At 38.2% G+C, this 20,968-nt stretch carries 20 protein-coding genes; 2 read left to right on the top strand and 18 right to left on the bottom strand.

The genetic code is table 11. The annotated features are described in order from the left end of the window. Positions 1-2: 2 nt before the first annotated feature. The 12 genes from plsX to B3D94_RS12925 form a co-directional block, all read right to left on the bottom strand. A complete protein-coding gene (gene plsX, locus B3D94_RS12980; protein ID WP_291757603.1) occupies positions 3-995 on the bottom strand; it encodes a phosphate acyltransferase PlsX in 993 nt (330 codons plus the stop codon). Positions 996-997: 2 nt separating this feature from the next. Then, complete coding sequence (fapR, locus tag B3D94_RS12975; protein ID WP_069483258.1) at positions 998-1,570, bottom strand: transcription factor FapR; 573 nt, start codon at positions 1,568-1,570, stop codon at positions 998-1,000. A 129-nt stretch (positions 1,571-1,699) separates the two neighbouring features. Continuing rightward, positions 1,700-3,745 (bottom strand): ATP-dependent DNA helicase RecG, encoded by a 2,046-nt coding sequence (gene recG / locus B3D94_RS12970; RefSeq protein ID WP_291757601.1) that lies wholly within the window; start codon positions 3,743-3,745, stop codon positions 1,700-1,702. Positions 3,746-3,912: 167 nt separating this feature from the next. Next, positions 3,913-5,067: a M20 metallopeptidase family protein gene (locus B3D94_RS12965; protein WP_291757599.1), complete on the bottom strand. Its 1,155-nt coding sequence runs from the start codon at positions 5,065-5,067 to the stop codon at positions 3,913-3,915. A 137-nt stretch (positions 5,068-5,204) separates the two neighbouring features. Further along, positions 5,205-6,113 (bottom strand): L-serine ammonia-lyase, iron-sulfur-dependent, subunit alpha, encoded by a 909-nt coding sequence (gene sdaAA / locus B3D94_RS12960; protein ID WP_069480326.1) that lies wholly within the window; start codon positions 6,111-6,113, stop codon positions 5,205-5,207. 14 nt (positions 6,114-6,127) lie between these two features. Further along, a complete protein-coding gene (gene sdaAB / locus B3D94_RS12955; protein WP_031418969.1) occupies positions 6,128-6,790 on the bottom strand; it encodes an L-serine ammonia-lyase, iron-sulfur-dependent subunit beta in 663 nt (220 codons plus the stop codon). Positions 6,791-7,143: 353 nt separating this feature from the next. Beyond that, the gene (locus B3D94_RS12950; protein ID WP_069480325.1) at positions 7,144-8,793 is read right to left on the bottom strand and encodes a DAK2 domain-containing protein; all 1,650 of its coding nucleotides are present in this window, start codon (positions 8,791-8,793) and stop codon (positions 7,144-7,146) included. A gap of 18 nt (positions 8,794-8,811) precedes the next feature. Beyond that, positions 8,812-9,171 (bottom strand): Asp23/Gls24 family envelope stress response protein, encoded by a 360-nt coding sequence (locus tag B3D94_RS12945; RefSeq protein ID WP_008173742.1) that lies wholly within the window; start codon positions 9,169-9,171, stop codon positions 8,812-8,814. Positions 9,172-9,523: 352 nt separating this feature from the next. After that, positions 9,524-11,128, bottom strand: a complete 1,605-nt coding sequence (locus B3D94_RS12940) for a M20/M25/M40 family metallo-hydrolase (RefSeq protein WP_291757593.1) — start codon at positions 11,126-11,128, stop codon at positions 9,524-9,526. Between the two features lie 36 nt (positions 11,129-11,164). Further along, positions 11,165-12,592, bottom strand: coding sequence for an amino acid permease (locus B3D94_RS12935; protein WP_291757591.1), 1,428 nt, complete (start codon positions 12,590-12,592; stop codon positions 11,165-11,167). Positions 12,593-12,703: 111 nt separating this feature from the next. Beyond that, positions 12,704-13,465, bottom strand: coding sequence for a dimethylarginine dimethylaminohydrolase family protein (locus B3D94_RS12930; RefSeq protein ID WP_193831153.1), 762 nt, complete (start codon positions 13,463-13,465; stop codon positions 12,704-12,706). Positions 13,466-13,481: 16 nt separating this feature from the next. Further along, positions 13,482-14,354 carry a dimethylarginine dimethylaminohydrolase family protein gene (locus B3D94_RS12925; RefSeq protein WP_069480321.1) on the bottom strand — a complete coding sequence of 291 codons (873 nt, stop codon included), beginning with the start codon at positions 14,352-14,354 and terminating at the stop codon, positions 13,482-13,484. Positions 14,355-14,651: 297 nt separating this feature from the next. Here B3D94_RS12925 and B3D94_RS12920 point away from each other — a divergent pair, with 297 nt between their 5' ends. Together B3D94_RS12920 and rpmB are read left to right on the top strand one after the other, a co-directional pair. Further along, the gene (locus tag B3D94_RS12920; RefSeq protein WP_069480320.1) at positions 14,652-15,395 is read left to right on the top strand and encodes an IclR family transcriptional regulator; all 744 of its coding nucleotides are present in this window, start codon (positions 14,652-14,654) and stop codon (positions 15,393-15,395) included. Between the two features lie 186 nt (positions 15,396-15,581). Further along, the gene (rpmB, locus tag B3D94_RS12915) at positions 15,582-15,770 is read left to right on the top strand and encodes a 50S ribosomal protein L28 (RefSeq protein WP_004227417.1); all 189 of its coding nucleotides are present in this window, start codon (positions 15,582-15,584) and stop codon (positions 15,768-15,770) included. A gap of 119 nt (positions 15,771-15,889) precedes the next feature. On the opposite strand, the gene spoVM is transcribed toward rpmB, so the two are convergent. The 6 genes from spoVM to B3D94_RS12885 are packed head-to-tail and all read right to left on the bottom strand — an operon-like array spanning position 15,890 to position 20,967. Next, complete coding sequence (spoVM, locus tag B3D94_RS12910) at positions 15,890-15,991, bottom strand: stage V sporulation protein SpoVM (RefSeq protein ID WP_099805045.1); 102 nt, start codon at positions 15,989-15,991, stop codon at positions 15,890-15,892. A gap of 18 nt (positions 15,992-16,009) precedes the next feature. After that, positions 16,010-16,663 carry a thiamine diphosphokinase gene (locus B3D94_RS12905; RefSeq protein WP_069480319.1) on the bottom strand — a complete coding sequence of 218 codons (654 nt, stop codon included), beginning with the start codon at positions 16,661-16,663 and terminating at the stop codon, positions 16,010-16,012. After that, positions 16,660-17,328, bottom strand: coding sequence for a ribulose-phosphate 3-epimerase (gene rpe / locus B3D94_RS12900; protein ID WP_291760529.1), 669 nt, complete (start codon positions 17,326-17,328; stop codon positions 16,660-16,662). Before rpe ends, B3D94_RS12905 begins: the two co-directional genes overlap by 4 nt. A gap of 2 nt (positions 17,329-17,330) precedes the next feature. Further along, a complete protein-coding gene (gene rsgA, locus B3D94_RS12895; RefSeq protein ID WP_069480317.1) occupies positions 17,331-18,215 on the bottom strand; it encodes a ribosome small subunit-dependent GTPase A in 885 nt (294 codons plus the stop codon). 11 nt (positions 18,216-18,226) lie between these two features. Continuing rightward, positions 18,227-20,215, bottom strand: a complete 1,989-nt coding sequence (gene pknB / locus B3D94_RS12890) for a Stk1 family PASTA domain-containing Ser/Thr kinase (RefSeq protein ID WP_069480316.1) — start codon at positions 20,213-20,215, stop codon at positions 18,227-18,229. A gap of 2 nt (positions 20,216-20,217) precedes the next feature. Continuing rightward, positions 20,218-20,967 (bottom strand): Stp1/IreP family PP2C-type Ser/Thr phosphatase, encoded by a 750-nt coding sequence (locus tag B3D94_RS12885; protein ID WP_069480315.1) that lies wholly within the window; start codon positions 20,965-20,967, stop codon positions 20,218-20,220. Between the last annotated feature and the right edge of the window lies 1 nt (position 20,968).

Genomic DNA, 20,968 nt, shown 5'->3' with positions numbered 1-20,968 from the left:
GTTTAATCAATTTCTATGTGGCGTACTGTCTCTGTAATTGTCGAAATAACAGTATGCTCAACCATTGTGTTTGCTTGGCGGATAGCACTAAAAATCGCTTTCGCATTAGATGAACCGTGCGCCTTTATAACAGGTGCTTGTAAGCCAAACAATCCAGCACCACCGTATTCTGTATAGTCCATTTTATGTTTTAAGTCACGTAAATTATTTTTCATAAGAACAGCTGAGATCTTCGTTTTTGTTGAAGACATAAACGCCTCTTTTAACATGGAAAATAAAGCACCTGCTGTACCTTCAATTGACTTCAGCACCATATTTCCTGTAAAGCCATCCGTAACAACGACATCAGCTACTCCTTCAAGTAAATCACGTGCCTCTACATTACCAATAAAATTCAAATCCGCTTCCTTTAATAAATCAAAGGCTGCTTTTGTTAATTCATTTCCCTTTTTTTCTTCTGTACCGATATTTAATAGGCCGATTCTAGGTTTTTGTAAGCCGCCAACTTTCTTCGCATAAATATCGCCCATAATAGCATATTGCACTAAATGTTCTGGTCGGGCATCTGCATTTGCACCTAAATCAAGCATTAAAAAGCCCTTCCCATCAAGTGTTGGTAATGTCGTAGCTAAAGCTGGTCTGGCAATTCCCTCAATACGACCTACTTTAAACAAACCACCTGCCATTAAAGCACCTGTATTTCCTGCTGACAGACAAGCATCTGCTCTACCCTCATCCACTGCGTCCATCATGCGCGCCATGGAAGAATCCTTTTTTCTACGAACAGCACGTGCTGGATCGTCCGTCCCTTCAACAACTTCCTCACAATGTACGATCGTTAATCGATCATGTTGTTTTAAAAATGGCTCGAGCTTCTCTCGCTGTCCATATAATTGAATTTCTAAATTTGGAATTTGCTCTAATGCTAAGAGTGCACCTTCAATTACTGATTTTGGTGCATTGTCTCCACCCATTCCATCAAGCGCTAATTTCATTATTACTCACCCTTACCTTTCGTACGGTACATATCAAATTCACCAACAAAAACGGTTTCACCATTAACAGTAGATGTTACCTCGATTTTTGTCCGATGATTTTTATCATCTCGTCCGACAACAATCGCTTTTGTAATAACACGATTTCCAGCACGAACAGGTTTCACAAACGTAATAGTAGAATGTACTGTCAATGCTAGTTCATCGTTAATAACGGCTACCGCTAAGGAGTTTGCTTGCGCGAACAAATGATGTCCACGTGCGATGCCGTTGCGCTGGAAAACATGTTCTTCTTTCACATCAAAAATCGAAAGTGCTCGATTATCTAATTCAATATCAACAATTTCTCCGATGATCTCATCAATCGGTAGAGATTTTACTTCATTTTCATAGTTTTTTGAAGCGACATCTTTAATACGCTCTCGTAATTCTGGTATGGATAATTCCATACGATCTAAACGAATTGTTTGAACACTTACCTGAAACTGTGTTGCTAGCTGTTCATCTGTGACGAATGGATTTTCAGCTATCGTTTCAGATAGTAGTCGCTGTCGTTCTTTTTTTGTTCGTCTCAACATCATTCGCCACCTTTTGAGTTGTTATTAGCACTTGGTACTAATATCAGTATATAGAGGTTAAAAAAAGAATGCAAGACTTGTTTTAAATCAAGTCCTGCATTCTCCGCATGAATCATCGTACAATTATTAATCAAAGCGCTCCCCTTGCAAAACGCCAGAATTTTCTAACATTTTCCTCAAGTACCGATAGTCGTCACCATGCCAAAAATCATCGGTTTCAAGCATTGTAGTAGCATCCTTTCGAGCGGTCTCAAGAATCCGGTAGTCATGTACTAAATCAGCTACTTTGAAATCAGGTAGACCACTTTGCTTACGTCCAAAGAAATCCCCTGGTCCTCGCAACTCTAAGTCTTTCTCAGCTAAGCGGAAACCATCATTTGTTTCTGTCATAGACTGCATCCGCTCTTTCCCCTCGTCGGACTTAGGATCAGCCAATAAAATACAATAGGATTGATGTTCACCTCGTCCAACACGTCCTCGTAGCTGGTGCAATTGTGCTAAACCAAAGCGTTCAGCGTCATAGACAATCATAAATGTCGCATTCGGTACATTCACCCCTACCTCAACGACTGTCGTAGAAACTAAAACCTGTATGGATCCATCACTAAAAGCGCGCATAACAGCATCCTTCTCATCTGCGGATAAACGTCCATGCATTAGACCAACTTGATAGCGGCCTGTAAAATAAGTGGCTAGCTGTTCATAGATTTCAACTGCATTTTGAACATCCAGTTTATCTGATTCCTCAATAAGAGGACAAATGGCATAGGCTTGTCTTCCAGCGGCTAGCTCTCCTTCTAGTTTTGATATAACCGATCCGAATTGTTCTTTTTTCATCCAATGGGTTTCAATCTGCTTGCGCCCTGCCGGCATTTCATCAATCATCGACACATCCATTTCTCCAAATGCTGTAATGGCAAGTGTTCTCGGAATTGGAGTGGCTGTCATAAAGAGCACATCCGGGTTTTCCCCTTTATCTCTCAGTATGCGACGTTGTTCAACACCAAAACGATGTTGTTCATCGGTAATAACAAAACCTAGATTTTTAAAAATAACATCAGGCTGGATTAAGGCATGTGTACCGATCACAATATCGAGCTCTCCATTCGCCAAATCTGCTAGTATAGCACGGCGCTCCTTCGTTTTAGTTGAACCAGATAATAAAGCTACACGAACGCCAAATGGTTGGAACCATTCTAGCAAGTTCTCCAAGTGCTGCTCTGCTAAAATTTCTGTTGGAGCCATTAACGCTCCTTGATAACCTGCTGAAACTGCAGCGTATAGGCCTATAGCTGCCACCACTGTTTTCCCCGAACCTACATCACCTTGTAACAAGCGATTCATTCGATGTGGCTCCTTCAAATCTTTACAAATTTCATTGACAACACGTTTTTGAGCATTGGTTAATTCATACGGTAATGCCGCGATAAATTCACGTAGCAGATGCACATCATATTGAATGACCGTTCCTTGTTCATTTTCCTTCCGTACCTTACGTAACGCCTGCATACGTAATTGAAAATTTAATAGCTCTTCATAGGCAAAACGTCTTCTCGCTTGTTTAGCATGTTGTGCATCTAGCGGAAAATGAATACCCTCCAAGCCTTCCTGTATAGGCACAAGCTTATAGGAATCCTGCAAATGCTGTGGAATAGCATCAGGCAAATTAGCGCCATAATCGTCCAATACTTGTCGCATATATTTTCGAAATCTTTTTTGTTGAATTAAACCTTTCAGGCTATAGACAGGTTCAAAGTCTACTTGATCGGTTTTAGGGCCAAATGTGACCGTTGTGCCATTGATGACCTGTCTCCCACGATCCCATTTCCCAGTCACAGTAATAATAGAGCCGGGTATAAGTTTTTGTTTTAAGTAGCCTTGATTGAAAAACACCACTTTCACTAAGTGGCGGCCAGCCAAAACTGTTACCTGTAAACGTGATTTATTGCGGCCTAAAAATAAGACGGTAGGCTCACGTTCTACTTTACATTCGACTGTAACACGCTCATTGTGCGGTGTTTGTGCTAAATCCTTCAAACGAAAATCTTCATGACGATGTGGAAAGGTCCATAATAAATCAGCAATCGTGTCAATGCCTAGTGTTTCAAGATGCGTTGCTGTTTCTTTCCCAATACCTTTTAATTCGGTAACAGGATTATTTAAATCAGTCACTTATCTCTCAACTCCCTTCATTGATTCTTAACATTTTTTTCTATGTAGCATTTCTAACTCTCTATTCAATGTATCATAAAAACCATTCGTTGCCGTAAATAAACAATCATTAGCCATTAGCAAAAACCCTACCACTGACTGATAGGGTTATGCTTATGGACTGTTCATTACGCTTGATAATGCATAATAATTTCAATAAAAAGCTTAATCGCGTCAGGGAAGACATTTTCATCTAAATCAAACCTCGGGTGATGATGTGGATATCTGCTTTTTTCCCCACCCATGCCTACAAAGATAAACGCGCCAGGTTTATGTTTTAGATAGTAAGCAAAATCCTCTCCCCCCATTACAGGATCGACAAGTTTAAATACATTCTCCCCAAAGTTTTCCCGAACAATAGACTCTACAAAGTGAGATTCCTTCGTATCATTAATAAGAGGAGGCGTCCCTAAAATAAAGTCGATTTTCCCTTTTGCACCGAAGGCACCACATATTCCTTCTGTTAAATTCACCATCTTTGTTTGGATGGTATGGACTGTTTCAGGTGTCAACGCACGAATTGTCCCAATTAATTTTGCAGAGTCTGGAATGATGTTATACGTCGTACCAGCTTGAATATTACCTACAGTAATCACGCCTGCCTCAATGGGATTTAAATTTCTACTGATAATACTTTGAAAAGATTGCATAACATGGCTCGCAATATAAATAGGATCCACAGTTTCATGCGGCATGGAGCCATGCCCACCATATCCTTGAATTTCTATTTCAAAATCATCTACAGAAGCCATCATAGGACCATATGTTAAGCCTATTTTCCCTTTTTCTAAGCCTTGCCATAAATGAATACCAAAAATTGCATCGACACCTTCTAGAACACCATTCTGAATTAAAAAATCTGCCCCACTTGGTGTAATTTCCTCGGCTGATTGGAATATGAGCATGACATTTGGTTCTATTTTTTCCTTATTCATCGAAATCCACTCAGCAACCGCTAATAGGATAGCTGTATGGCCATCATGCCCACACATATGCGCTACACCCGGTTGTTGAGAGATATAGGGCTTGTCTCCTTCTTCTACTATTGGTAGAGCATCTATATCCGCTCGTAAGGCGATTGTTTTCGTACCTTTCGTCCCTTCAACCATAGCTACTACACTTGGAGGATTAAAATCTAAAATTTTTATATGAAGTTGCTCTAATCTTTTGCGAATAAATTTACATGTTTCATATTCCTCGCCTGACAGCTCTGGATATTGATGAAGATAACGACGATCTTCTATTGCTTGTTCTGTCAAACATTTCAAATTAGTAATATCCATGAAAAAACTCCTTTAATATGCCCCTAAAAACCCATCCTATTGATTTGTATCTCTACCAATTCATTATACTAAAAACAAACTTAACTGAACCAACATGAAAAACATGCCATCTAATGAGATAGCATGTTTTTCATGTTTTATTGGATTGCTTTAATACTTTGTAATCCGCCATTTTCGAGAATGGCTTTACTAATTGCCTTACCTGTTGGCGTTGCGGCTAAACCACCGCGTGCCGTCTCTTTCAGGTTTGGACTCATAGATTGTCCAATGCGATACATCGCTCCAATTACTTCATCACATGGAATTCGACTTGTCACACCTGCAAGCGCCATATCTGCTGCTACAAGAGAATTAGCAGCACCCATAGCATTCCGTTTAACACAAGGTACTTCCACTAAGCCTGCTACTGGATCACAAACAAGGCCAAGCATATTTTTTAACGTAATCGCAAATGCTTCTGAACATTGTTGCGGTGTTCCTCCAGCCATCTCAACGATAGCTGCCGCTGCCATACCTGCCGCTGAACCAACCTCTGCTTGGCAGCCACCTTCAGCACCTGAGATGGAAGCATTATTAGCCACAACAAAGCCAAATGCACCTGATGTAAATAAATAACGGATCATTTGCTCACGCGTTGGATTTAGTTTATTTTTTACCGCAAAAAGTGTTCCTGGTACAACCCCTGCCGAACCCGCTGTTGGCGTTGCACAAATTGTTCCCATTGCTGCATTGACTTCATTGGTTGCAACCGCTTTACTTACTGCATCTAATAATAAATCACCTGATAGTGATTTTCCTTGTGCAATGTAATTTTGAAGTAATACGGCGTCCCCACCAGTTAAACCTGTAACCGACTGTACACCTTGTAAGCCGCGCTCTACCGCTTCTTCCATCACCGTTAGGTTTCGATCCATTTGTTGAATGATTTCTTCTCGTGTTCTACCAGTTATCAACATTTCCTGTTCAATCATAATTTCTGATATTAATTTATTTTCCTGTTCTGCTCGTTCCACAAGCTCCCGAACATTATGAAATAAAACGTCCATCTTGGGACACCCCCTTAGTTATTAATCTTTGATACTTTTGTAATATATGGGATTAATGAAATCTGCTGTAGCACTTTTTCTTCTATATTTTGATCGACTTCAATAACCATTAAAGCCGTTAAACCACGTTCTATACGTGAAACTTCCATATGTCCAATATTAACTTCGTGCATCGCTAAGCAATTGGCTACGTTCGCTATGCAGCCAGCACGGTCATCATGTACGACAAGAATCGCTGGCATGCCACCTGTTAAACGCAATTTAAAGCCATTTACTTCACTTACTTCTATTTTACCGCCACCAATAGAAATACCGACGACAGACATTTCCCCTTCATCGTCTCCAATAACTAGACGTGCCGTATTTGGATGCTCCGTATTAGCTGTTTCTGGAATAAATTCATATTCCAACCCTGCCTTTTCTGCATCTTCAAATGCCGTTTTAATACGATCATCAAATGTATCGTAGTTCAATAAGCCCCCAACGATTGCAACATCTGTCCCATGCCCTCTATACGTTTCTGCGAAAGAACCATATAAATGAATTTTCGCCCATTTAGGTTGTCTACCAAATAAATCCCTTGCAACTCGTCCAATACGAGCTGCCCCTGCCGTATGAGAGGAGGAAGGCCCAATCATGACGGGGCCAATAATATCAAAAACCGAAGTAAATTTCATACAAACACCCCTCTATTCTATTCCTATAATAATATTTATATTTACTTATATCATGCTTGATAGTTACCACAAAAGTAAAGTATTTAATTTGTCAGCTTTCAGAAAATTACCACTACTATAATTTGTAGCCAATCGAGATATGTTATACATTGTCCATACCGTGTGCACACACAATGAAAACCGTTGATATTCCAATATTTCCAATTTTTTATATCCTCTACATACGTACATTCAACTATGAATAGTACGTATGTTTCCGACTAAATATAGATAATACTCTCTTTGTAGCATAAACAAAAGCAGTACACATTTTGTGCACTGCTTTCTTTACGGAATAGCAAAGTAGCATGTAATTATTCTACCGAAATAATATATGGGTATAACCCTTGTTTTCCATCAAATAATTCAACTTCTATGTCTGGATAGTTCTTCTCAATGAATGCTACTAACTCTGTAGCATCTTGTTCAGTTGTATCCTCTCCATAAATGACTGTTACAATTTCAGCATCCTCATCAACTAAATCAACAATTACTTTTTCAGCTGCATCTTTTAAAGCTGGTGTAGAAAGGACAATTTTTCCTTCTGCTAACGCCATAAAGTCATCTTTATGGATTTCAACACCATCTATAGATGTATCACGCACAGCATAAGTTACTTGACCCGTCTTTACATTTGCAAATGCATCCGTCATTGTCTTTTTATTTAAGTCAACAGCCGCTTCAGGATTAAACGCTAAAATTGCAGCCATACCTTGCGGAATTGTCTTCGTTGGGACAACTGCTGCTTCAATTTCTAAAAGCTCAACAGCTTGCTCTGCAGCCATCACTATATTTTTATTATTAGGTAAAATTAAAACTTTCTCTGCACCAATTTCTTGTACTGCTTTAACGATATCTTCTGTTGAAGGGTTCATCGTTTGACCACCTTCAATGACATAAGATGCACCGATCGAACGCAATAATCCTGCAACACCCTCACCCATCGCAATTGTTACAATAGCATATGGATGTTTTTCTAATTTTTTCGTTGTCGTAGGTGCCTTATGTTCTTCACCGACGATAGCTGAATGTTGCTCACGCATATTATCGACTTTTATTTTCATAAGACTACCGTATTTTTGTCCAATTGATAAAACAGAGCCTGGTTGCTCAGAATGGATATGAACCTTGGCAATTTCTTCATCCGAAATAACAAGTAACGAATCACCTAAAGGACTTAATTCTTGACGGAATTGCTCCTCATTAAATGGCTCTTTCCCATCTTCTAAACGCACCATTATTTCTGTACAATAGCCAAATTCAATATCTTCAGTATTCATAAAGTCTTGAGCTCTATGATGCTCTGCATTGATTAAATCATCTAATGTCGCATCATTTTTCTCTGGGAGAGGCTCTCCTTTTAAAGAAGATAAAAATCCTTCATATACAAACAATAAACCTTGGCCACCACTATCGACAACCCCTACCTCTTTTAAAACAGGTAATAAATCAGGTGTTCGATCTAGCGATGCCTTTGCCTCTGCAGTAAAAGCTTCCATAACCGCAATGATATCGGTTTCAGTTTCTGCCACTTCTACGCCTTTTTTCGCTGCTTCCCGAGCAACCGTTAAAATAGTTCCTTCGACAGGTTTCATAACGGCTTTATATGCTGTATCTACCCCAGCTTGGAAGGCACCTGCAAAGCTTTTCGCATCAATTGTTGCTTCTTTTTCAATAAATTTTCCAAATCCACGGAATAATTGTGATAGGATTACACCTGAATTTCCACGCGCCCCCATTAATAAACCTTTTGATAAGGCCTGTGCCGTTTTACCAACATGCTCTGAAGCATGAAGCTCCGTTTCCTTTGCACCAGATGTCATCGATAAGTTCATATTTGTCCCTGTGTCACCATCCGGAACTGGGAAAACATTTAATGAATCTACATAATTTGCATTTTGGAATAGGTGATGCGCACCCATTTGTACCATTTCTGCAAACTTTATACCGTCTAAAGACTGCATTCGATTTAGTTCCTCCTCTTAATTCGCTACACGAACGCCCTGTACAAAGATATTGACAGATTTTACGCTCATACCTAATGTTTTATCTACTGTATATTTCACTTTCGACTGTACTTGGTAAGCAACTTCCGAAATTTTTGTCCCGTAACTAACAATAATGTACATATCAATATGTAAATCGTCGTCTTGTTGTCGAATCACAACACCTTTTGCGAAGTTTTCTTTACGTAAAATATCAGTTAGACCATCACGAATTTGATGTTTAGATGCCATGCCAACAATCCCGTAGCATTCTACAGCAGCACCACCAGCAATTTGTGCAAGTACATCTGTTGAAATATCAATTTGGCCGAATTCACTGTTTAATTCAATTGACATAGAAATGCCCCCTTGGCTCTTTTTGACTAAACTATATTGTAACACTTTCGTTGTAATTTAAGCAACCTAAGGGGGTAAAGAAAGGCTATGTAGCAACGTTTTGTGACTTTAAATCGACGTATTTATGAATTCATCAAAAATGGCGTTCTTACAATAAAATTTATTTCCGCCTAATTGTGTTATGAAGTATAACGCTCGGTCAGCAAGCCCCATAGCCCATTTATATATGCCCTTTCCTCAAAATTTTATTAGGACATATGCCTATGTGGCCTCTCTTTATTTATGTTAAACATCACAGTCAATTCTAGATATAAAAAAGTTGATACTATGAAAGCATCAACTTTTTATTGCATTAAATTAAACTTTTTATAAGGGTATCGATCATAACTGGCATTTCTTTAAAAGCACTATCCACATGTAATCTTTCTGTTTTTTGGTGCGCATCCTTACCAAATGGTCCTACATTTAAGACCGGCCCTTGTAAAGCGGTCATTTCTTTAAATGGAATACTATACGTATCCCCCCATACAGGTGTATTGCGTTCGAAGGCTAACCATTCATCTGATTCATCTGTATAGTTCACATAGCTTAAATCACAAATTCCATTAAAATAATGGATTTGCTCCACCTCAACATCGAATGTTTGCGCCGTTTTCTTCATTAATTCAATCGATTTTATAATAAGTGGATGATTGGATGAATTAATAGCTGGGTAATAAGGTGGGGCATATAACAGGACAGTAGCTGGTGCTAATTCCTGGCAACGTATCATAAGCTGATCAACGATGCGTATTGACTTTTCACGATCATCCCACGAACTATGCTGAAGAACTTGAGATTTGATAGAATCGACTTCGGCAGCTCCCAGTTTCCGGATGGCATGTTCTAAGAGAGCCTCATATCGTAATACTTTGACTGTCCCAACACCTTGTACTTTTTCTCGTTTGCAAATTTGCACATATTGTTGATTACAAGCCGTCATTGCTTCGAATGCAACATGTTCAAATATATCCATCACTTCTGCTGCTGTACGTTTTAATAAAAATACATTGTAAAGAGCCGCAGCTCGATATGGCGTTTGTGTAGAGTATTCCATTTTCAAATCTTTTAACTGTAAAGAGACTGGTAGTGGTGTGCTCTCTCCTAAATCTGTTTCGCGGAAAAGAGGATTCCACTCCATATGCTGCGTCATATAAGAAGCAATAAAATTGGCTGTCATTCCCTTTAAAGGTTCACCGACATGTGTTTCCTTCCCATAAAATAGTGCAGCTGGCATTATCTTACCAATTGTACCTGAATAAATATATTCATTCGTATCAGAAGGTCCTTGTGAAAAAGATGGTTCACTATTTAAAAATAATTGATACGTTAAATCATATTGTTCACGTATTCTTACAAGCTCTACTACAGCAGCTCTCATTCCCGCTGAATTTACTTCTTCATCGGGAACCGCTGTTAAAATCAGATTGATTGGCCATTGCTCGAAGCTTGCTTTTTCAATTAGCTGCATGTGTAATGCCAGTCCCATTTTCATATCCATTGTGCCACGACCAAACAAATAATTGCCTGATTCCAAATCCAATCTAGCAGCTTCTGGTAAATCCTTTTTGTACTTAGGCTCCATAAGCTTTTTAGTCAATTCCTCAGGGAAAACAGCTAGAGGCTCTAATTCTCCATATTCTTCAGTATGCACTGTATCAAAGTGACTAATTAGCACTACTGTGTCAGTTGCTGTAGGATGTTTATATAATGCCGTTACAGCGTTTCTTCCTAGACCTGCTTCATGCAATTCGATCAACTCAGAATGCTTCTTAAAATATGGAAGCGCCATCAATTTATTTTTCAATTTATAGGCAAATTCATTTTCACCCTCAGTCAATGTTCTACTGTCCCAACTGACAATTTCACATAGCAGTGTTCGCAATTTTTCTGGTGTATCCCACATATAATTATCCATAAAAATTCTCCTTTAAATCTCATTCGTTAAAGGTTTTTAACGAATATCTAATGACTCTTCATTTTTGGTATCTGTAGTAGCAATAGGTGCTTTTTTTAATTTCAATTGATAAAAAATCATACACGCAATAAAGAAGCCAATGCCATACAATAGGCCGATTCTTTGGGTTGGATCAAATGCTAAAAAAATCAAAATCACTAAACAAAAGACAATACAAAATATCGGTATTAATGGAAATAAAGGTGTCTTAAACTTTAAATCAGCTAAATTTCCACCCGACTTAATATAACGATAGCGGAACATTAATTGAGAAGCACAAATCCCCATCCATGAAATCGTGACAGATATTCCTGCAACCGACATTAATAAAACAAATACCGCATCTGCTTCCATAACACTTGTTAGTAATGATAAGAGGGAGAAAACCATCGTAAAGATCAGTGCATTTAGAGGCACTTTATTTTTAGTAAGACGACCAAATAATTTTGGTGCCATTCCCTCATGGGACATCGAGAACAATAAACGAGTTGACGCATACAAGCATGAATTACCAACGGATAGAATCGCGGTTAAAATAACAAAATTCATGATACCAGCTGCATAGGGAACTCCTGCTAAATTCATCAACGTCACAAATGGACTCTCCATAAGACCAAGCTCTGATGATGGGAAGATGGCCGACAATACAATAATAGAAGCAATATAAAAAACAATAATTCTAAAAAGTATTGTCCGAATAGCTCTTGGTATATTTTTTTCGGGATTTTCGGTTTCACCGGCTGCAATTCCCACAAGCTCGGACCCTTGATAAGAGAAAATAACATTCATCATCGTGACAAATATAATGGAAATACCTGCTGGGAATAAGCCAGACGGTGCTAAATTTGTGAGATGAGGTGTTGGACGATCTGCTAACGGTACCAAACCAAAAATAGCAGCCCCACCTATTATGATAAAGGCAATAACTGCGACTACTTTAATACTCGCAAACCAAAATTCTGCTTCAGCAAACCCCTTTGTAGTTAAAGCATTTAAGACAAATAAAAGAACCATAAATACTGCACACCATATCCAAATAGGGATATCTGGAAACCAATGTTGCATTAAAATTCCGGCAGCTGTAAACTCAACGCCCGCTGTCGCTGCTGAACCGACGAAGTACATCCAGCCTAATGAAAATCCGGCTGAAGGGCTGATGAAACGTGTAGCATATGTTTGAAAGGAACCGGTCACAGGCATGTAAACAGCTAATTCTCCTAGACAATTCATTACCATAAATAAAATTAACCCACCAAATAAATAACCAATAAGTGCTCCACCTGGACCCGCTTGATTAATGGTATAGCCTACATTTAAAAATAATCCTGTTCCGATAACTCCCCCAAGAGAAAGCATTAATAAGTGACGGCTTTTCATTGAACGGTTTAATTGTTGATTGTGAACTTGATCCCCTTTATCCAACATTCATCCATCCTTCCCATATTCTGTGAATATATTGAATATTCTGATATAAAAATAACGAAAGCACCCAACCAATTTATCTTTTTTAAATTGATTGGGTTCAAGTAGTTTTACTTAAAAACGTAATGATAAGCAGCTTAAGCCACCATCATGTTTTCTAAATTCAGACATTTCTAGTTCAATCGTTTGATAACCTAGATCGAGTAATTTACGATTTGTGTCTGGGTATCCTGCTGGAATAATAATATAATCATTGACTTGAATACAGTTAGCAGAATATTCATCTTCCTTTGGAATAATAATTTTTTCATAGGTTTCAAATGCCGGATGATCTACGAACTCACCAGCTAGCACCATACGATTGTCACCTACATAAGCAATACCAGTTTTTAAATGGAAGAAATCTTTTAATGGGATAATCGTTGCCTCATATCCCTCTTGTTCAACGATTTCCTTAAATTGTTGTGCCCCTTCTTTATTTGTACGGTCTGAAATTCCTACATAAAATTTCTTTTCAGCCTGTAATACGTCACCTCCATCAAGCGTTCCAGATCCTTTAATATAATAAATTTTATCGTAGAATTGCTTTACAGCAGGTTCGATATCTTCAATTTCACGGTTACGAGCAGCAGCTCCTGGATTTGAAATAATAGCAAATTCTGGTGTTAATACAGCCGTATCCTCTACAAATGTTGAGTCAGGAAATGCCTCATTCGCTGGTAATTGAGTTACTTCAACCCCACACTTTTTTAAAGCTTCTACATACTTGTCATGCTGCTCATATAATTTCTCTAAAATGGGTTTTCCTAAATCACTAGTTGTTAAACCGTTTACAAAACTATTTCCTGGATTTTTAACAATAACATTTTTAAACATATTCTTTTCTCTCCTTTTATGCTCTTATTACAGGACAAGTCAGACATGTAGGCCCGCCTGTTCCTAACACAGAAATTTGATGACCTTTATATTCAAATACCGTTGCACCAGCTTCGATTAGTTGTTGTTTTGTGACCGTATTTCCTTCAGGAATTACACAAACTCTAGGTGCAAGCGCTAACACATTACAGCCAAGTGTATCGTATTCATCCTTTGGCACTTCCACTAACTGAATACCTCTTTCCACCAGTAGTTGGCGGAAAAATACAGGCATTAAGCGGGAATGTACAACTGCTAAATCTTTATCAACCATACTAATGAAAGACATAAGATGTAAGCATTCAGCTTCACCTAAATCATGTGGTAGCTGTACCACTATAAATTCATCTACCATTTCAGCTGTCATTTCTTTTAGCTGACGAATGGCCTCATCATTTGTTCGATAACCTCTCCCAACAGCAAGTGTTCGATCATCTAACCAAACAATGTCTCCACCATCTGCTACTGCATCTCCAGTGAGTTCTCCGATTATGGAAATACCCCTGTCCTTTAAAAATTCTTTGTAGATGGAAGCTTCTGGCTGTCTTAATTTTTTTCCAGACTTTAATAAAATGGCACCCTTGGGCGTAAATTTGACTGGATCATGGGCATAAAGCGAGTCCAACCCTACCTCATCTGAAAGTGGTAGATAATCAATTGTGTCAACATACTTCTTAAGAATCTCAACAAATTCTGCATATTCCTTTAATGCTTCTTCAAAGTTGGGCTCAGATAAGTAGTTAAAAGTTTTCCATTCATCACTAAGATGTTTCTGACTTCGGAAGGCATCTTTTGGATGTTTTACTATTACGTGTTTTAAAGGTGTATACATCGACGAGCAATAATGCATTCCCTTCACTCCTTTTCCGTGTAGTGGAAAACGTTTCCGTTTAGAGGAAAGTTTATATGAAAAATATATGCGTTTTATGTTATACTGTCAATATATTTAGAAAACTTTTTATTTTTCATTTTCTTCTCAAACTACTCTCAGTATGCCTTGTTGTATTAAGGCTGAATTTTTCTAAATGGGTATACTCTTTCTTTTTGTATTAAAATCATTTATTCAATGAACTCATAGTCTGAGTAAGATTGGAACTAGACGTAGGTAGAGAATAAAAATAAAATAGGAGAAAAGGAGGTAGGACAAATGCAATTACTAGAGCGGGCTATGACTATTGCGAAGGTTTTAGCTTCTGAAGCAAATGGCAGTAGCTTGTCCATTTCGGAGCTTTCAACAAAATGTGATTTACCTCTAAGTACTTTACATAGAATTTTAAAAGCGATGATTAATCAAGGTATGATTGAGCAAGATGAACAAACTAAACATTATCGGCTCGGGACCATTTGGATGGAACTCGGTTTACAAGTCTATGATACGATGGATTATATTAGCAAAATCCGACCAGAGCTAGAGCGATTAGCAAGAGATGTTGAGGAAAGTGTCTATTTAAGTAAGCCAGCAGGTTTAGACACGATTATTATTGAAAGAATAGATAGCGCTGCCAATCCAATTCGTATTTATGACCAGCTGGGTATTCGTATACCGCTACATATTGGAGCAGCCAATAAAGCCATTCTCGCCTCTATGTCTGACGCACAATCGAAAGAAATATTAGAACAACTAATAACGCAAGATGAAATGCCTGAACTGGAGGAACAACTTCGTCAAATTCGACAACAAGGTTATGCGATTAGTCACGGAGAACGAACGGCTGGTACTTCTTCCATTGCCGTTTCCGTTTTAGATGGTTTTGGTGAAGTAATAGGAGCAGTAAGCATCGGTTTCGTCAGCTTTAATGTTTCTCAAGAGCACATTCAAACACTCATTGAACGTTTGGTTAATACCGGTAAACGCGTCTCACTGAAACTTGGTTATCGAGGAAAAGATTAGAACAACCGATTCCCATAGAGCAAATCTATTTTGTTCATCAATTTTGCCTGTAAAGGTTTTTTTCTTGAAAGGTTATGTGAAAACTATTGCACTGAACGCCATCGTATGTTAAATTATTATGGTATGTGAAATACCGAACTGAAATATAATAATCTTTCAGCATCAACAGTAAGGAGGGAATACAACATGCCAAAACAATGTGTAATCACTGGACGTAAAGCTCGTACTGGTAACAACCGTTCCCACGCTATGAACGCTAACAAACGTACTTGGGGTGCTAACCTTCAAAAAGTTCGTATCTTAGTTGACGGTAAACCAAAACGTGTATGGGTTTCTGCTCGTGCATTAAAATCAGGTAAAATCGAGCGCGTTTAATCGACGCTTCTAAAAAATCGATTTCGCTTTGAGCGTAAATCGATTTTTTTCTTTGGTTATAGAATGATTACAGCAGTAAAAATCTACATATAGCAAAGAATGAAAAAATCCGACTACTTTTAGTCGGATTTTTTTACTTTCTTATCTTTTTTAAATAGGTTAATACACGTGCGCGTGATACTACTAACGAATTTCGGCAATTGGAACGTATATACTTTCAGGACTCTCTCCCCCTTACGCTAATCTATGCTTCTTATCATTAAACATATGCCTCTTGAGAAAGATATAGACCCTGAAGTTCCTATTATTTCATTACTTGTAAATCGGGATGTGCCTAAAGAAATTTCTTCTTTCGTTGTTTCATATTTTACTTGCCTTAATGTCACATCTTTTATCGGCTCTTCATGAGCAAAGAAAGATAAATATCGGTATCGGTTATCTGCATAAATAGCATGTGTACCCGGCAATAAAAATTGTAACATATTTGTATGATTAATAATCTTCAATACAATGTGTGGATGCTCTTTTTGTAAACGATATATAGATCGAACAGCTGCCTCATAATGATCTAGACGCCCTCCCGTAACACCTGTCAAAATAATTTCTTGTGGTGCATACGTAAATGCTTTAAGTAAGGCTAAATCCGTATCCGTTTCATTTTTCTCTTCCTGAAAACGTTGTTGATCATTTGTCCGCGCCATCACTAGCTGATATTCCTCTTCTGATAAAGAATCAAAATCTCCAACAATTGCATGTGGCGTAATCCCCTGCTCTATTAAATATAAAGCACCACGATCTGCGCCAATAAACACTACATTCTGTTGTTGTTGAAACGATGTGAATGAACACAGCTCTTGTTTTGGACCACCTGCACAAACAACGACTGTCGTCATCCGTTAATCGCTGCCTCACCAGCCGCTAAAATTTCTTGAAGCGCAGCTGTTCGATCCTCTTTACTATAGATGGCTGATCCTGCTACAAAAATTGTCGCCCCTGCCTGTGCACATGGAACAATCGTTTCAGCTGTAATGCCACCGTCAATTTCAATGGCGATGTCCAACCCACGCTCTTTAATCAATGTAGATAAAGTCTCGATTTTAGGCACAACCGAATGAATGAATTTTTGTCCGCCGAACCCTGGATTGACAGTCATTAATAATACCATATCGATATCTTCAAGAACATGCTGGATAGATTCTATCGGTGTATGTGGATTTAATACGACACCCGCCTTTATACCATACGAACGGATTAATTGAATTGTACGATGTAAGTGACGACAAGCTTCAACATGTACGGTAATATAGTCTGCTCCAGCTTGAGCAAACTGTTCAATATACTGATCTGGGTTTTCAATCATTAAATGCACATCTAATGGTAAATCCGTTAATGGACGGATAGCATCCAATACGATTGAGCCAAATGAAATATTCGGCACAAAATGACCATCCATCACATCTATATGAATTAGTTTTGCACCGGCTTGCTCTACTTCTCTTACTTCTTCTCCTAATTTTGCAAAATTCGCTGCTAAAATTGATGGTGCTATTTGTATCATCATTAATACCTCGGCTTTCGATCCATAATTTCTTGCATAAATTGTTCATAATGCTTGTAGCGGTAGTCACGAATTTCCCCTGTCTCTACGGACGCCTTGACTGCACATTTGGGCTCTTTCATATGTAAACAGCCTCTGAACTTACAATGATCGGCCACTCTAACCATTTCAGGAAAACATGCGCTTAATTCTTCTTTCTCAATTTCATCAAAATCAAACGAACTGAATCCAGGCGTATCTGCCAATAAACCATCACAGACCTCTATTAGCTCAACGTGACGCGTCGTATGTTTTCCACGTCCTAGGCTCTGTGAGATAATACCTGTTTTTAAATTCAATTCAGGAATTAATGTATTGAGTAATGTTGATTTTCCAACACCAGATTGGCCTGCTAGGACAGTTGTTTTCCCCTTTAAAATAGGCTGTAATCTTTCCACCAATTCTTCTTCATCTTTATAAGTTTGAAGAACGGTATAGCCCATATTTTCGTAATCGACGATATAACGCTGTAATTCCTCATGTTCGTCATTTTCTAGTAAATCCATTTTTGTTAGACAAATAATAGGGTGTACATGGAATGATTCTAAAACAACTAAAAAGCGATCGAGTAATATCGTATTGAAATTAGGCTCTTTTACAGAAAAAACCAAGATACCTTGATCAATATTGGCAATCGGCGGTCGAACTAATTCATTTTGACGTTCTAAAATCTTTTGAATAGTGCCATCCGATCCTTCTGTTTCCAATGAATATTCTACCATATCACCGACAAGCGGGGATTCTCCGCGATTGCGAAAGACCCCACGTCCTCGGCATTGAATAAGCTGATGACCATCATACACATAATAATAACCGCTTAACGCTTTTCTTATTTGGCCTTGCGCCATCCAATTCCTCCTTAATTGACATCGTTATAATTAACTTTTTCTTCTAAGATGATTTCTGAGTCACGGATAATTCTATAACTCGCATCTTTGCCTTCTTCAATAACAAGCTGTATATTGTAAGGCGTATCATTTAAAATTTCCAGCTCCGTAACTGGTTCTGAAAATGTATGATTTTTATCTTGAATTTCAATGCGAACTTTTTGAGGTATACCCTCTTCTTTAGGTTTATACTCAATGACTATGGGCTTAAGCAGAAATTTCTCAGGCTTTTTAGCTGGTCCCTTACTAATTATAACCGATATAGCTGAACCTTCCTCCACCATAGTACCTGCTTTTGTCAATTGCGAAATTACACTACCAGCAGGGATCGATTCATGATATTCTTCACGAGATACTCGCCAGCTGAGACCTACTCTGTTCACATAGTTATCCATATCTGCTTTCGAATAGTTCACAACATTTTCTACTCTGACCATACGAACACCTTGACTTACTTTAAAGGTAATCGTTTCCTCTTTTGCTACCACTTCCGTATCTGCCGGAATACTTTGCTCAATAATTCTACCTTCAGGTTCACGAGAAGGCACTTCCTCTTTCCTTACTTCTTTATACTTTCCTTTTATTAAAGCCTCTACTTGACTATAATTTTGTCCGACATAATTATCAACAGTCGTCGTTTCCACACCTAAACTAACAATTAGGTCAATCTCTGAGCCTTTCGCGCGCATCGAATTTTTCTCTGGATCCGTTTCTATAACATGACCCTTTTCAATGTCCTCATGATTTCGCTCCTGATGCTCCTCACCAACAACAAATCCCTCGGCTTCTAATTTTTTTGTAGCTTCCTCTACAGTCAAATTTATGACATCTGGGACTGCCACTTTTTTCGGGCTAAATAAATCTGCTGCAAATATGAAGAATAAGAAGATGATAATTACTGCTATCAATAATCCCGCCACAATCTTAGGCCATTTTTTCTTCTTTGCTTTTACAGGAGTAGGTTTTTCTACAGTTTTTTTAGGTGATGGTTGAGCTGGAGATTTATATTCCACAATGGGTTCAATAACCCTTGTTTTAGTTAAATCTTCATCTTTCTTTAGAGCTTCCTCTTTAATAATTGGAATGGCCTTTGTCGCATCATTATCCACTGGAATAACAAACTTTGGTTCATTTATTCGGGAAGATGATAAGACGGTTTCCAAATCATCATACATTTCTTCCACTGTATTATAGCGATGAGATGCATCTTTTGCTGTAGCCTTGAGCACCACATTTTCCAAGCTTTGCGGAATGGTACCATCAAAAGCACGAACTGAAGGTGTTTCCGCTTGTAAATGCTTAAGAGCAATAGAAACAGCTGACTCCCCTGAAAAAGGTAATTCACCTGTTAATAATTCATACAATACAATTCCCAGTGCATAAATGTCCGATTGACTTGTAGCCGTACCACCCCGAGCCTGCTCTGGTGATAAGTAATGCACTGTCCCTAACACAGAATTCGTTTGAGTAAAGGATGTAGCGCTTAACGTCATGGCAATGCCAAAATCTGTTACTTTGACATTTCCCTCTGCATCCATCAAAATATTTTGTGGTTTAATATCACGGTGAATAATATGATTTTCATGGGCATTAGCAATAGCAGACGTTAATTGCTTCATAATATGCACACTTCTAGATGGAGAAATTGGTGCAAATTCTTGTATGTACTGCTTTAACGTTTTTCCTTGAACAAATTCCATCACAATATAGTGTAGATCCCCATCGTCACCTACATCATAAACACTAACAATATTAGGATGTGTAAGACTTGTGGCAGACAGTGCCTCACGCTGAAAACGTCGATGTAACTCATCCTCATTGGAAAAATCATAGCGTAATATTTTTATGGCCACATCACGATTTAATATCATATCATGAGCTAAATAAACATTGGACATACCTCCGCCACCAATGAGTTCTAAAATCTTATAACGGTCACTAATTCTTTTACCTACCAGCATTCTTACACCTCCTCATCCTTTTTAGTTAGTAGCACGAGGGAGATATTATCTTCTCCCCCGCTGGCATTTGCTAATTCTACAAGTTTACGTCCTTTTTCCAATATAGGATCAGGATACGTAATGATTGAAGCCATTTCATAGACAGTTAGTTTATTGCTTAATCCATCTGAACAAATGAGTAAATACGATTTTGATGCCAACTCTACTTCATAAAAATCTGGTTCTATTGCTTCCTCTGTACCTACAGCTTTTAAGATGAAATTTTTCTTTGGATGCGTCAATGCTTCCTCTTCACTAATTTCTCCATTTTCAACCAGTACATTCACGTAAGAATGATCTCTTGTGATTTGTTGTGCACCATCTTCAAAGAAATAATACACACGACTATCTCCAACATGTGCAATGAAACAATGATGTTCTTCTATTAACACTGCAATAAACGTCGTGCCCATTCCTTTACAGTCTTCGTGTGATAAAGAATAGTCATAAATATTTTTATTCAATTGCTTTACTGTTTGTAATAACCATTCTTTCTTTGATGTCGTTGATACAAAATGATGTGCGTCTGCTTGTAAAAAAAAGGTCTCCATCTGTTTTATTGCCATATCACTTGCTACATCTCCAGCATTATGACCACCCATGCCGTCCGCCACAAGTGCTAGTGCAAGCCCGTCAGGACGTTTAAATAATGCAGCACGGTCTTCATTAATTGATCGTTTTAAACCAATATCACTTTCGACTGTGTATTCCAAC

Origin of the sequence: Lysinibacillus sp. UBA5990, assembly GCF_002429815.1 — a bacterium.
Taxonomy (GTDB): domain Bacteria; phylum Bacillota; class Bacilli; order Bacillales_A; family Planococcaceae; genus Lysinibacillus; species Lysinibacillus fusiformis.
This window is presented reverse-complemented; position numbering and strand designations above follow the sequence as displayed.